Genomic DNA, 13,611 nt, shown 5'->3' with positions numbered 1-13,611 from the left:
CAACGGAGAGACCCATGGCAAACGAAACCCCCCGGAACCCCGAAGCGCACGAGGCCGGGCAGAAGATGGACGCCGCGCAGACCGAGCTGTACGTCGCCGGTCAGGCGTACCTGCAGGACCCGACCCCGGAGAACAAGGAGGCCATGGACAAGGCGCACGACAAGGCGACCGAGACCACGGCCGAGGACCGCCGGCTGACCGGCGGCAGCCAGTGACACCTGGGCGGTAGCCGACACGCTTCCGCCTCGCCGGTCCCCGCGCCTGCTCGGCGCGGGGACCGGTACTTCTTCAGGACCGGCCCAGGGCGCGGTACTCCCAGCCCGCCGCGCGCCAGCGGGCGGCGTCGAGGGCGTGGCGGCCGTCCACGACCCGTCGGTGGCGGACGACCCCGGCCAGCGCCTCCGGTTCGACCTCCCGGAAGTCCGACCACTCGGTCAGCAGGACGACGACGTCCGCGTCCCGCGCCACGTCGAACGCGCTCTCGCCGTAGGTCAGCTCGGGGAACGCGCGGCGGGCGTTGCCGAGGGCGACGGGGTCGTAGATCCGCACGTCCGCGCCGAGGCCGTGGATGGTGCGCGCGACGTCCAGCGCGGGCGCGTCCCGGATGTCGTCGGAGTTGGGCTTGAACGCGGCGCCCCACGCGGCGACGCGCTTGCCGGCGAGGTCGCCGCCGAGCAGTTCCCGGACGAGGTCGACGGTGCGGGCCCGGCGGCGCCGGTTGATGTCGTCCACCTCGCGCAGGAACGACACGGCCTGGCCGACGCCGATCTCCTCGGCGCGGTGCGCGAACGCCCGGATGTCCTTGGGCAGGCAGCCGCCGCCGAACCCGAGGCCCGGCCGCAGGAACTTGCCGCCGATCCTGTCGTCCAGCGCCAGCGAGTCGGCGAGGTCCTTGACGTCGGCGCCGACCGCCTCGCAGACCTCGGCCATCGCGTTGATGTAGGAGATCTTCGTGGCGAGGAAGGAGTTCGCCGCCACCTTGACCAGCTCGGCGGTCGCGAGGTCCGTGCGGATCACCGGGGTGCCGAGGTCGAGGACGGGCCTGAACGCCGCCCGCAGCCGTTCGTGCGCCCAGTCGGACGCGACGCCGAACACCAGCCGGTCGGGGCGCAGCGTGTCGTCCACGGCGAAGCCCTCGCGGAGGAACTCGGGGTTCCAGGCCAGCTCGACGTCCGTGCCCGCGGGCGCCAGTTCCTGCACGAGGCCGGTGAGGCGCGCGGCCGTCCCGACCGGCACGGTGGACTTGCCGACGACCAGGGACCTGCGGCGCAGGTGCGGCGCCAGGGAGCGGACGGCGGCGTCGACGTAGGTGAGGTCGGCGGCGTCCGAACCGGCCTGCTGGGGCGTTCCCACGCACACGAAGTGGACGTCGCCGAACTCGCCGGCCTCCGCGAAGGAGGTGGTGAACCGGAGCCGGCCCGAGTCGAGCGCCTTGGTGAGCAGCTCCGGCAGCCCCGGTTCGAAGATCGGGACCTCGCCCGACGCCAGCTGTTCGATCTTGCGGCGGTCGACGTCCACACCGAGGACCTCGTACCCCAGCACGGCCATGCAGATCGCGTGCGTGGCGCCGAGGTAGCCGGTCCCGATGACGGTCAGTCTCGGGGCGGCCTCCTCCTCCTGCCTCATTGCGCACCTCCTCGTGCACCCGGGTGAATTCGCGCCCGCCTGATCTTGCCACCCCCGCCGCGCGGGCCGTAGGAGGGTGCGGTTCAGGGGGCCTTCGTGACGTGGGTCACGCCGAGTGGACGGGCGTGGTATCGATGTGGCCTGCCTCCCCGGAAACGGCGCGAATGGGGTGGTTGTCAGTGGTTACCAGCGGGTAGCATGATGTCGAGTTACTAACCAGTACGCAGCGGGGCCGCCGGTCGCCGCCGGAACCAGACGGAGTCTCGCATGGGGCACTACAAGAGCAACCTCCGGGACCTGGAGTTCAACCTCTTCGAGGTGTTCAGGCGCCAGGACCTCCTCGGCAGCGGCCCGTACGCCGAACTGGACGAGGACACCGTGCGCAGCATCCTCGACGAGGTGAACCGGCTGGCCGAGGGCCCGCTCGCCGCCTCCTTCGAGGACGCGGACCGCCACCCGCCGGTGTTCGACCCCGCCACGGGCGCGGTCACGATGCCGGAGGGCTTCAAGAAGTCGTTCAAGGCGTGGATGGACTCCGAGTGGTACCGCCTCGACCTCGCCCCCGAGTTCGGCGGCAGCGGCGCCCCGCGCTCGCTCACCTGGGCCGTCGCCGAGCAGGTGCTGGGCGCCAACCCGGCCGTCTACATGTTCGCCTCCGGCCCCGGTTTCGCGCAGATCCTCTGGCACATCGGCACGCCCGAGCAGAAGAAGTTCGCCGAGCTGGCCCTTGAGCGGCAGTGGGGCGCCACGATGGTGCTGACCGAGCCGGACGCCGGCTCCGACGTCGGCGCCGGCCGCGCCAAGGCCGTCCAGCAGCCGGACGGCACCTGGCACATCGAGGGCGTCAAGCGCTTCATCACCTCGGCCGAGCACGACATGTCCGAGAACATCTTCCACCTGGTGCTGGCCCGCCCCGAGGGCGCCGGCCCCGGCACCAAGGGCCTGTCGATGTTCCTCGTCCCCAAGTACCTGGTGGACGTGGAGACCGGTGAGCTCGGCGAGCGCAACGGCGCCCACGTGACGGGCGTCGAGAAGAAGATGGGCCTGAAGGTCTCCACGACCTGCGAGCTCACCTTCGGCGAGAAGCAGCCGGCCGTCGGCTACCTCGTCGGCGACGTCCACCAGGGCATCCGGCAGATGTTCCTCGTCATCGAGTACGCGCGGATGATGGTCGGCACCAAGGCCATCGCCACCCTGTCGACCGGCTACCTCAACGCGCTGGAGTACGCCAAGGAGCGCGTCCAGGGTGCGGACATGACGCAGATGACCGACAAGACCGCTCCGCGGGTGTCGATCACCCACCACCCGGACGTCCGGCGCAGCCTCATGACGCAGAAGGCCTACGCCGAGGGCATGCGCGCCCTCGTGCTGCTCACCGCGTCCTACCAGGACGCCGTGCAGCTCGCCGAGTTCGAGGGCCGCAGGGACGAGACCGCGGAGAAGGTCAACGACCTGCTGCTGCCGATCGTGAAGGGCTTCGGCTCCGAGCGGGCGTACGCGCTGCTCGGCGCGGAGTCGCTGCAGACGCTCGGCGGGTCCGGCTTCCTGCAGGAGTACCCGATCGAGCAGTACATCCGCGACTCCAAGATCGACACCCTGTACGAGGGCACCACCGCGATCCAGGGCCAGGACCTGTTCTTCCGCAAGATCCTCCGGGACAACGGCGAGGCGCTGAAGGTGCTCGTCGGGGAGATCCGGGAGTTCGCCGGCTCCGAGGCCGGCAACGGCCGCCTCAAGAACGAGCGCGCCCTGCTCGGCCGGGCCCTCGACGACGTCCAGGGCATCCTCGACCCCATGGTCGGCTGGGCGCTCGGCTCGATGGAGAACCCGAAGGAGCTCTACAAGATCGGGCTGAACTCCTCGCGCCTCCTGCTCGCCCTCGGCGACCTGATCGTCGGCTGGCTCCTGTGCCGCCAGGCCGAGGTCGCCCTGAACGCCCTCGGCGGCGGCGACGTCTCCGACTCCGACACGGCGTTCTACACCGGCAAGGTCGCGGCGGCGCAGTTCTTCTGCCAGACCGTCCTGCCCCGCCTGGCCTCCGACCGCGCCATCACCGAGTCCACCACCCTGGACGTGATGGACCTCCCCGAAGACTCCTTCTAGCCCCCGCCGCCGTGGCCCTGCCCCTCCCCGGGGCAGGGCCACAGTGCTGCTCGGTGGCCAGGGCGCCTCCGCCGCGGAAGAAACTTCGGGCACGAGCCGTGGCGGATGTCGAGGACGCGGTGCCTGCTCCGTCCCAGGGGCACGAGCGGCCGGGAACAGGCCGCGTGACGAAGGAGATCCGGCGCCGTGCGAAAGCTCAGAGTCCAGCAGTGGGCCACCGTCGACAACATCGCCGCGGAGGAGGACGGCGGGCTCAGCTTCGTGTCGGGCGAGCCCTTCTCCGAGGCCACCGACAAGGCCTTCGAGGCGAGCTTGATGGGATTCATCGACTCGGTCGACACGATGATCCTCGGAGCGAACACCTACGCCCAGACCAAGGACTACTGGCCGACCGCCGACGAGCAGGGTGAGTACGGCGAGAAACTCAACAACCTCACCAAGTTCGTCGCCTCGACGAAGCTGGACGACGCCCCCTGGGGCGACTTCCCCGCCGCGACGGTGACCGGCGACCCGGCCGCCACCGTCCGGGAACTCAAGGAGCAGAACGGCAAGGACATCTGGCTGTGGGGGAGCCTGAGCCTCATGCACTCCTTGCTGGACGCCGGCGTCGTCGACGAGATCCGGATGCTCGTCTGCCCGACGTCGCGCGGCAAGGGACGGCGCATCTTCGAGGACCGGCAGGACCTCAGCCTGGTCGAGGCCACCCGTTTCGAGAACGGGACGGCACTGCTGCGCTACGAGATCGAAAAGTAGGCGGAAGACGAGCGCCGCCCCGATCGCACCGGTACCGGCGCGATCGGGGCGGTCGTGCATCTGGCGGCCGCCGGCGACGCCTCTGGTGCGCCGGCGGTCAGCGGTCAGGCCAGATGCCGGGTGAAGAACGCCGCCGCGGCGTCACCCGCGAACTGCGGGACGCCGGTGTGCCCGCCCATGTTGGCGTGCAGCGTCTTCTCCTTGGAGCCGAAGGCGTCGAACAGGTCCAGGGCCGCCTGCCGGTCGTTCCCCTCGTCGTCCCACTGCAACAGGACGTGCAGCGGAATGGTGACCTGCCGGGCCTCCGCGAGGATGGTGCGGGGCACGTAACTCCCGGCGAACAGAACGGCGGCCGAGATGCGCGGCTCCACCACCGCCAGCCGGACGCCGATGGCGATCACTCCTCCCGAGAACCCGACCGGGCCGCCGATCTCGGGTAGCGACAGGAGGGCGTCCAGGGTGGCCCGCCATTCCGGGACCGCCTGCTCGACCAGCGGGAGGATGAGCCGGTCGATGGTCTCCTCGTCGACCGGCCTGCCGGCCTCCAGCGTCCGCCGCAGGTCGGCGCGGGCCTGCTCGGCGTCGGCCGAGCGGGGCCGGTCACCGCCCCCGGGGAGTTCGATGGCGGCCGCGGCGAAGCCGTCCGCCGCGCAGTGCCGGGCCCGGCCCACCAGCCGGGGGTGCATCTTCCTCAGCCCGCCGGGGTGGCCCATCAGGATCAGCGGGGCCGGCGCGGACGCGGACGCGGATCCGGGCGTCCACAGGATGCCGGGGATCTCGCCGAGGGTGAATTCACGTTCGAGGACGCCGTCGTCGAGGCGCCGCTCGGAGATGAACTGCATGGGTCGTGCCTTTCGGGAGTGCTCGTGAACGGCGCTCCCGGACGACCTACCGCCCGACCGTGACCCCGGAGGGGAGCACCCATGTCGATACGTTCACGGGTACCACCTCCTCGTTCTCTCGCACGGCCACCCGCAAGTTAGCAGCGCGCGCCGCGGCCCACCAACAGGTTTTCGCGCCGTCGCCCAGGACGAGGCGCTGCGCCGTGAACGGTCGCTCCGAGGGTTTGACAACGCCCCCACCGCACGGACTGTCAACACCGCCGACGGTAAAAGCCGCCGGCTCACTGCGAGGCAGGGAGCAAAAGAAATGGCCAGGGAAACGGCGCCCAAGGGCGATGACGACGACGTCGCCAGCGACGAAGAGCTCGCGGAAGCGCTGGACCTCGCGGGGTTCGACCCTGACAAGGTCCTGGGCCAGGAGTAACTACGGGGAAGGCCGGTAAGCCGGCTCGCCCGAGGTTCCATCCGGAACAGTCAGCGGCCTCTGCGGAGGTCGCTTTCTTATTTCCTCGGCGGCTCGGAAGCGGGCCGTCCGTTGTCACGGCCTCGGGGGAGGCGTCACGGGAACGCTTTGTCCGTCATGGCCCGGGCTGCGTTCAGGAATTCTTCGAGCTGGTCGGGGCTCAGGTTCAGGGCGCCGACCATGCCTGACAGCAGAATGATCCTCGTACCGTTGGAAACGTCGAGGCTGATGCCCTTCTGGGCTTCCACGGGCAGCTTGTCGATTGCGATCTTGATGAGCGTCAGGGCCACCTGGGCGTCCAGGTCGCCGGGATCGGCGAGCCGGTTCCGCACCGATGCGACGAACTTGATGATCTCGGTGTCGTCCACCGGTGATCCATCACGCACGAAGCGCCGTATCGCCGCCTCGAAGAAGGCGGCGATCAGCAGTGACACGTACCGGTTGGCCGCGGCGTGGTCCATCTGGGAGAGCAGCCGCCGGTGCTCGTCGATCCGCCCGGTGAGTTGAGATCGCAAGGTCGCCATCTGGTGGTCGGTTACCGGCATTGCCTCGCCTCTTCGTTCCGCTGGGTGGATTGCCAGTTGCTCGACCGAGTGCGCGACGGTCGCCGCCGCTATCGACTTCCCCTTTGGTGCTGGAAGCATCGGCTGAACTGGTATCCGGGTGAAAAGCTGCCTTATTCTAGCGAGTTCTGGTTGTCCGGATGTGCCGGGACTCTTCCGGCCGGCCGTCGCGGTTGACTACTGTTGCCCGCGTCCCTCGCCCGCCTCCTCTCGACCGGATGAATGATGCGTGCGCTGCCCCTCGCCGTGTTGCTTGCCGGCCTGTCGGTCGTCGCCGGATGCGCCGACGCCGACCGGGCTGAGAAGGTCGTCCCGCCGACCGTTCGGGCGGGGGGTGCTCCTCCCTCCGTGGAGCCTGCGGGGGCTTTCGGCAAGGAGGGGTGGTTCGGCGATGCGGACGGCCTGCACGCGCGTGTGGCCATCAGGGGCGTCGAGAGGCAGGCCGCCAAGTCGGTGCTGCGCTACAGCGTGACGTCGCTGGACTCGTCGGTGAAGTCGGTGCCGTTCGAGATCGCGCTTCTGGACACGGCCGGGCGCCGGCTCTACAAGCCGACCGGGACCACCAGCGGCTCCGGGTTCGCGCCCGGCACGACCCGCGAGATGGCCGCCGACTATCCGCCGATCCCGGCGACCGTCTCGAAGGTCACGGCGATCACGCCCGGGACGGCCGGGGAGTTCACCGGGATCCCGGTGGCCGCCGCGCCGGCCACGCCGTCGGCGCCGGCCGCTCCCTCTGGGACGGGGGTGCCGCCGTTCTCGTCCGCCTCGCCGAGCGGGCCGGTTCCGTCCTCTCCGTCGGTTTCGTCTTCTCCGCAGGTCGGGGCCGAGCCGTTCCTGGCGGCCGCGCCGTCCCCGATCACGACCTCCCCGTCGGCCGCCTCCTCCCCGCCGAGCGCCGTGCCGGGCGGGAACCCCGTCGACCTGTACGACATCGTCGAGGTGGAGGGACGGACCGTCTCGTCCAGCGGATCGAGCGTCACGGTCGGCCTGCGCAGCGATGCCCTGTTCGAGACCCGTTCGGCCAAGCCCGCGAGCGGCGCCAAGGCCGCGCTGGACGGGGTCGCCCAGCAGATCAAGGGGCAGGCGGCCGGCGCGCTGACGTTGGTCGCGCATGCCGATGACGCCAAGGTGTCCGGGGACCGGGCCCAGGCACTCCTGAACGAGATGAAGACCAGACTCGGAAGTGCGTTCACCTACACGGCGAACGGGCGGCAGGACGGTGATGGCGTCGACATCACCTACCAGCTCAAGTCGACAGCGTCAGCCTCGTCCCAACCGGCTTCTTTCCGTGCCCAGGACGGGCAGAAGGTGGCGTCCCGTACGGCTTCCTTTGGCGCTGCCAAGAGGCGCCTTGAGGTCAAGCCCTTCTACCGGGACGGCGCCTACATCGTCGCCGTGTTCGACATCGTGAACGAGGGCCCGGGAACCACGCCGCCGGACGCGTCTTACCCGAACCCGGCCTACCCGGGCGGAGTGTTCGGATCGTTCTCCATTCAGGTGCCGGGCAAGAAGGACGTCTACCGCGCCGTTCGCGTCGGCCCTCCGGCGCCGGGCCGCCCTACCAACTACGTCGATGCTGGACGAGCCGTCTTCCGCACCGCGGTCAACGAACCCGTTCGGGGCTTCGTCTACCTTCCGGCCCCGCCCGGCAACGTCACGTCCGTGACCCTCGACGCCGGTCCCTTCGGCAAGGTCGAGAAGGTCTCCGTCTCCTGATCGTGGGGGCCGACCCGGAGCCGGCCCCCACGGAACCGTCAGCGGCTCCAGGCGAGCATGCGGATCGGGTCCTCCAGCATGTCCCCGACGTCGCGCAGGACGCGGGAGCCCAGTTCGCCGTCCACGATGCGGTGGTCGAACGAGAGCGCCAGCGTGGTCACCTTGCGGATCGCGAGCTCGCCCTCGTGCACCCAGGGCATGTCCCGGACCTGGCCGAACGCCAGGATCGCGGCCTCGCCGGGGGTGAGGATCGGGGTTCCGGCGTCCACCCCGAACACGCCGACGTTGGTGATCGTGATCGTCCCGTCGGACAGGTCGGCGGGAGACGCCTTGCCCGCGCGGGCCTTCGCCGCCAGCTCGTTCAGAGCGCGCGCGAGGCCCGGCAGATCGAGGTCGTGCGCGTCCTTCACCTTGGGGACGATGAGGCCGCGATCGGTGGCCGCGGCGATCCCCAGGTTCACGTAGCGCTTGACGACGATCTCCGCGCCGTCCGGACCGTCCGCCCACGTGGAGTTCACCATCGGGTGGCGCGCCACGGCGGTGAGCAGCGCGCGCGCCACCAGCAGCAGCGGCGACACCTTCACGTCCGCGAACTCGGGCAGCTCGCGGAGCCGCTTGACGGTCTCCATCGTCCGCGTCACGTCCACCTGGAGGAACTCGGTGACGTGCGGGGCGGTGAACGCCGAACCGGACATCGCCGCCGCGGTCGCCTTGCGGACGCCCTTGACGGGGACCCGCTCCTCGCGCGGGCCCGCCTGGACGGGCGCGGCGGGAGCCCCGGCCCGCGCGGCGTGGACGTCCTCGCGCGTGATCGATCCCTCCGGGCCCGACCCGGCGATGGACGCGAGGTCCACCCCGAGATCCTTGGCCAGCTTCCGGACGGGCGGCTTGGCCGGCGGCAGCCCGTTGCCCGAAGGGCCCGGACGGGGCGCCGGCGGCGCCTGCGGGGCGGGCGCGGGCGCGGGAGCCGGTGCGGGAGCCGGTGCGGGGGCGGCCGGAGCCGCGGGCGCCGCGCCGTTGGCCGGCTTGCGGGGACGGCGCTTGGTCGTCCCCTCCTTCACGCCGTAGCCGACGAGGACGGGCGTGCGCTTCGGCCGCTCCTGCGGCGCCGCCATGCCCGGCTCACGGGCGGTCGGAACGCCCTCCTCGCGCAGCGCGGCCGTCTGCGCCGGGGGCTCGGACACCGGCGTGGACACCGGCGGGGCCACGCCTCCCTCGCCGCCGCCGGCGTCCACCGCGATGATCGGGACCCCGACGTCCACGGTCTGCCCCTCGGTGACCATCAGCTCGGTCACCACGCCCTCGAACGGGCAGGGCAGCTCCACGATCGCCTTCGCCGTCTCGATCTCGACGATGGTCTGGTTCACCTCGACGGTGTCGCCGGGCCGGACGTGCCACTTGACGATCTCGGCCTCCGTCAGGCCCTCGCCCACGTCCGGCAGTTTGAACAGTCTCGGCTGGCTCACCGGCGTCACCACGCGAAGGTCCGGTCGACCGCGTCCAGGATGCGGTCGAGGTCGGGCAGGTAATGGTCCTCGATGCGGGACGGCGGGTACGGGGTGGAGAACCCGCCGACGCGCAGCACCGGCGACTCCAGCCGGTAGAAGCACTTCTCGGTGATCCGGGCGGCCAGCTCGGCGCCGTACCCGTTGAACACCGGGGCCTCGTGGACGACGACGCAGCGTCCCGTCCGGTTCACCGAGTCGGTCACGGTGCCGATGTCGAGAGGGTTCAGCGAGCGCAGGTCGATGACCTCCAGCCGCCGCCCCTCCTCGGCGGCGGCCCCGGCGGCCTCCAGGCACGTCTTCACCGACGGCCCGTAGGCCAGCAGCGTCGCGTGCTCGCCCGGCCGCACGACCGCCGCCCGGTGCAGCGCCGTCCAGTCGGCCGGGCCGGAGTCGGTGTCGACCTCCGCCTTGTCCCAGTACCGGCGCTTGGGCTCGAAGAAGACCACCGGGTCGGGGGAGGCGATCGACTGCTGGATCATCGAGTAGGCGTCCAGCGGGTTCGAGCACGCCACCACGCGCAGGCCGGCGGTGTGGGTGAAGTACGCCTCGGGCGACTCGGAGTGGTGCTCGACCGCGCCGATGCCGCCGCCGCACGGGATCCGGACGACGACCGGCAGCTCCAGCGCGCCGAGCGAGCGCATCCGCATCTTCGCCAGCTGCGTGATGATCTGGTCGGCGGCGGGGAACACGAACCCGTCGAACTGGATCTCCACCACGGGGCGGTAGCCGCGCAGCGCCAGGCCGATCGCGGTCCCGACGATGCCGGACTCGGCGAGCGGGGTGTCGATGACCCGCTCCTCGCCGAAGTCCTTCTGCAGGCCGTCGGTGATGCGGAAGACGCCGCCGAGCTTGCCGACGTCCTCGCCCATGACCAGGACCTTCGGGTCGTTCTCCATGGCCTTGCGCAGGCCCTCGTTGAGGGCCTTGCCGAGGGTCAGGGTGCTCACTTCGCCTCCTCCTCCTCCTCGAACGACGCCAGGTAGGCGGCGAACTGCTCCTGCTCCTCGGTCATCAGCGGGTGCTCGGCCCCGTACACGTGGTCGAACATCGACAGCGGCTCCGGGTCGGGCAGTGCCAGGCACGCCTCACGCAGCTCCCGGGTGATCTGCTTGGCCTCGTCCTCCACCTTCTGGAAGAACCCCGTGTCCGCCAGGTCGCCGCGCACCAGGTACGCCTTGACGCGCTCGATGGGGTCCTTGAGCTTCCACGCCTCCTCCTCGGCCTTCAGCCGGTAGCGCGTGGGGTCGTCGGTCGTGGTGTGGGCGCCCATCCGGTACGTGTAGGCCTCGACGAGCGTGGGGCCCTGACCCGTCCTGGCGTTCTCCAATGCCTTCTTGGTGACGGCCAGGCAGGCGAACACGTCGTTGCCGTCCACGCGGATGCCCGGGAAGCCGAAACCCTGCGCACGCTTGTAGAGAGGAATCCTGGACTGCCGCTCCAGGGGCTCGGAGATGGCCCACTGGTTGTTCTGGCAGAAGAACACGATCGGCGCATTGAAGACCGAGGCGAACACGAAGGACTCGTTGACGTCGCCCTGGGACGTCGCCCCGTCCCCGAAGTAGGCGATCGTGGCGCCGGCCGACGGGGTGCCGAGCACACCGTCCCTCTGGACGCCCATCGCGTACCCGGTCGCGTGCAGCGTCTGGCTGCCGATCACGACGGTGTACAGGTGGAAGCCGTGCTCCTTGGGGTCCCAACCGCCGTGGTTGACGCCCCGGAACATGCCGAGCAGTTTCAGCGGCTCCACGTCCCGGCACCAGGCGACGCCGTGCTCCCGGTACGTCGGGAAGACCATGTCGTTGGCGGACGCCGCCCGCCCGGAGCCGATCTGCGCCGCCTCCTGCCCGAGCAGCGAGGCCCAGAGGCCGAGCTCGCCCTGCCGGGTGAGCGCCACGGCCTCCTGGTCGATGCGCCGGACGACGACCAGGTCGCGGTAGAGGCCGCGCACGTCCTCGGCGCCGAGGTCCAGGGGATAGTCCGGGTGCTCGACGCGCTCGCCCTCGGGCGTGAGCAGCTGGACGAGTTCGGGCTCGGCGGCCTTGGGGGTGTCGGGCGCGCCGCGCACGGAGTCGATCGTCATCGATGACACTCCTCGTTCGGGGCCGTCACGCGGGGTCGCCGCGCGGTCGGCCGATGTCGACGGCCCCGCCCCCGGTAAGGGACAAAAGCCGCAATGCCATCGTGGCAGACATCACACCCTGCGATGCAAGGCCCCCGCCACCGCGATGCGAGTCCCTCCACCGGAGGTCCTACCCCCGGGCATGCCCCGCGACCCGGACGTGACGCACGTTACGTTCGCCGTCCCCGATGCCTGACGATCCCGAGATGCCTGCCGATCCCGAGATGCCCGCTATTCCCGAGACAACGCGCGGGTGGCGCCGGCCGCGACCGTCAGGCCGAGGAGCAGGCCCGCGGCGACGATGAAGTTGGCGATCCACTGGTAGACGCCCTTCGGCGCGAACTCCATCTCCTGGCCGAGGCTGCCGATCGGCAGGAGGAGGTCGAGCGTGTAGAAGAACGCGTTGAAGTGCGGCTTGTGGCCGTCGTCCAGGACGTCCGGCCGGTGGATCGAGAAGACGATGGTCCCGAAGGCGAGCAGGCCGACCAGCCAGCTCGCGGCGCGGAACGGGCGGTAGCCGTAGCCGACCAGCCCGTCCTGGAACCAGCCGACGATCTTGCGGGGGACGCCCTGCGTCCGGCGCCGGTCCCGGGCCTTGGCGAGCAGGACGGAGCGCCCGTCGGCGTCCAGGCCGAGGGAGCGGTAGGTCTGCGCGAGCCGTTCGTAGGGCTGCGGGGCGTAGCCGTCGGTGTCGCGGCGCAGCCACGCGAGCCGCTCGCGGGCGGTGAGCGGCGGTTCGAGGGTCTCGTACTGGAGGCCGTCGAGCTGGAGGCGCTCCGGCCAGGACGCGGCGTCGTCGCGCAGCAGGTTGATGCGCGCGTAGGACAGGTCCGCGGTCCCCTTGATCGGCTCGGAGGTGCGCATCAGCAGCTCCTCGGCCTGGAGCCGCTGGAGGCCGAGCGCCGTCCCCTCGTCGTGGAGCAGGCGGGCGTCGCGCAGGCTGAGCTGCCCGGTGACGCGGGCCCCGGAGAAGCTGACGGCGCCGACGGCGGTGAACCCGTCCGAGCAGTAGATGTCGGTCTCGACGGCCAGGTCGTCGGCGTTCAGGGCGGTCCGCTTGGGGGCGGCCAGGCGGGCGCCGACGAACGACAGGTAGCCGCCGACGCGCGCGCCGCGCAGTCGGACCTCCCCCTCGGCGCTGAACCCGCCGTCGCAGAACACGTTCGCGGCCACGTCCAGGCGGCTGGCGTACAGGGCGGCGCCGGACGGGTTGTGCAGCCGCGCGCCCCGGAAGATCAGCTGGCCGCCGACGCGGGCCCCCGGCAGCCGGACCTCGCCGTTGGCGGCGAACCCCTGGTCGCAGTAGACGTTCGCCTCGACCGAGAGGCGGTCGGCGAGCATCGCGTCCCCGCCGGGGTTGGACAGGTGCACGCCCGACATGTTGAGGATGCCGGTGATGTTCGCCCCGTCCAGCCAGAGGCCGCCGTTGATGCGGCTGCCCTCCAGCCACAGGTGGCCGTCCACCCGCGTGCCGGAGGCGATCAGGCCGGGCAGCCGGCAGCGCATCAGGTGGACGCTGTTCATGTTCGCCCAGTACAGGTGCGGCGCCTCGTCGAAGTCGCAGCCGGTGAGCGCCAGCGGGACGTGGACCTCCGCGTGCCCGAGGTTCAGCGAGCCGGTGATGCGGGCGCCGCCGAGCCGCACGGCGGCGACCTGGCCGGGCTCGGCATCCACCGCGCCGACGAGCAGGGCGACGAGGACCTCCGCCCTGACCATCCGGTCACGTCCCCAGCGGTCGGAGCGCGTGATGTCGTCCATCGCCTGGTCGCCGGACGACAGGTCGACGGATTCGCCCTTGGGGAACGCCTCCCACAGGCGGCGCTCCACGGGCGTGAGGTCCTCGATGTTCATCGGCTGGCTCCGGGGGTGCTGATGGCTCGTGATGGGCCATGGTGCCGTACGCTTCAGGATCGTAAGC

The 13,611-nt window shown here is 71.0% G+C and carries 11 protein-coding genes; 4 read left to right on the top strand and 7 right to left on the bottom strand.

Annotated elements, in window-relative coordinates:
- Window positions 1-14: 14 nt before the first annotated feature.
- The gene (locus ACQEU6_RS27075) at window positions 15-215 is read left to right on the top strand and encodes a hypothetical protein (protein WP_499335854.1); all 201 of its coding nucleotides are present in this window, start codon (window positions 15-17) and stop codon (window positions 213-215) included.
- Window positions 216-288: 73 nt separating this feature from the next.
- Here ACQEU6_RS27075 and ACQEU6_RS27070 read toward each other — a convergent pair whose 3' ends face one another.
- Window positions 289-1,626, bottom strand: a complete 1,338-nt coding sequence (locus tag ACQEU6_RS27070) for a UDP-glucose dehydrogenase family protein (protein ID WP_499335852.1) — start codon at window positions 1,624-1,626, stop codon at window positions 289-291.
- Between the two features lie 267 nt (window positions 1,627-1,893).
- On the opposite strand from ACQEU6_RS27070, the gene ACQEU6_RS27065 reads away from it, so the two are divergent.
- Window positions 1,894-3,729: an acyl-CoA dehydrogenase gene (locus ACQEU6_RS27065; RefSeq protein ID WP_499335851.1), complete on the top strand. Its 1,836-nt coding sequence runs from the start codon at window positions 1,894-1,896 to the stop codon at window positions 3,727-3,729.
- A gap of 186 nt (window positions 3,730-3,915) precedes the next feature.
- Complete coding sequence (locus tag ACQEU6_RS27060) at window positions 3,916-4,482, top strand: dihydrofolate reductase family protein (protein WP_499335849.1); 567 nt, start codon at window positions 3,916-3,918, stop codon at window positions 4,480-4,482.
- 104 nt (window positions 4,483-4,586) lie between these two features.
- Here ACQEU6_RS27060 and ACQEU6_RS27055 read toward each other — a convergent pair whose 3' ends face one another.
- Window positions 4,587-5,324, bottom strand: coding sequence for a dienelactone hydrolase family protein (locus tag ACQEU6_RS27055; RefSeq protein WP_499335848.1), 738 nt, complete (start codon window positions 5,322-5,324; stop codon window positions 4,587-4,589).
- Window positions 5,325-5,882: 558 nt separating this feature from the next.
- Window positions 5,883-6,332: a hypothetical protein gene (locus ACQEU6_RS27050; RefSeq protein WP_499335846.1), complete on the bottom strand. Its 450-nt coding sequence runs from the start codon at window positions 6,330-6,332 to the stop codon at window positions 5,883-5,885.
- A gap of 240 nt (window positions 6,333-6,572) precedes the next feature.
- On the opposite strand from ACQEU6_RS27050, the gene ACQEU6_RS27045 reads away from it, so the two are divergent.
- Window positions 6,573-8,066, top strand: coding sequence for an OmpA family protein (locus tag ACQEU6_RS27045; protein WP_499335845.1), 1,494 nt, complete (start codon window positions 6,573-6,575; stop codon window positions 8,064-8,066).
- A 38-nt stretch (window positions 8,067-8,104) separates the two neighbouring features.
- On the opposite strand, the gene ACQEU6_RS27040 is transcribed toward ACQEU6_RS27045, so the two are convergent.
- The 4 genes from ACQEU6_RS27040 to ACQEU6_RS27025 all read right to left on the bottom strand — a co-directional run bounded on the left by ACQEU6_RS27040 (window position 8,105) and on the right by ACQEU6_RS27025 (window position 13,544).
- Complete coding sequence (locus ACQEU6_RS27040) at window positions 8,105-9,532, bottom strand: dihydrolipoamide acetyltransferase family protein (RefSeq protein ID WP_499335844.1); 1,428 nt, start codon at window positions 9,530-9,532, stop codon at window positions 8,105-8,107.
- A 5-nt stretch (window positions 9,533-9,537) separates the two neighbouring features.
- On the bottom strand, window positions 9,538-10,521 hold the full coding sequence (locus ACQEU6_RS27035; RefSeq protein ID WP_499335842.1) for an alpha-ketoacid dehydrogenase subunit beta: 984 nt from the start codon (window positions 10,519-10,521) through the stop codon (window positions 9,538-9,540).
- Window positions 10,518-11,654: a pyruvate dehydrogenase (acetyl-transferring) E1 component subunit alpha gene (gene pdhA / locus ACQEU6_RS27030; RefSeq protein ID WP_499335841.1), complete on the bottom strand. Its 1,137-nt coding sequence runs from the start codon at window positions 11,652-11,654 to the stop codon at window positions 10,518-10,520. The genes ACQEU6_RS27035 and pdhA overlap by 4 nt, the downstream gene beginning before the upstream one ends.
- A gap of 270 nt (window positions 11,655-11,924) precedes the next feature.
- Window positions 11,925-13,544, bottom strand: coding sequence for a hypothetical protein (locus tag ACQEU6_RS27025; protein WP_499335840.1), 1,620 nt, complete (start codon window positions 13,542-13,544; stop codon window positions 11,925-11,927).
- Between the last annotated feature and the right edge of the window lie 67 nt (window positions 13,545-13,611).

The organism is Spirillospora sp. CA-108201 (assembly GCF_050936235.1).
In the GTDB taxonomy this organism is placed as follows: domain Bacteria; phylum Actinomycetota; class Actinomycetes; order Streptosporangiales; family Streptosporangiaceae; genus Spirillospora.
The sequence above is the reverse complement of the archived record's forward strand: the minus strand, read 5'-3'. Positions and strand labels throughout refer to the sequence as shown.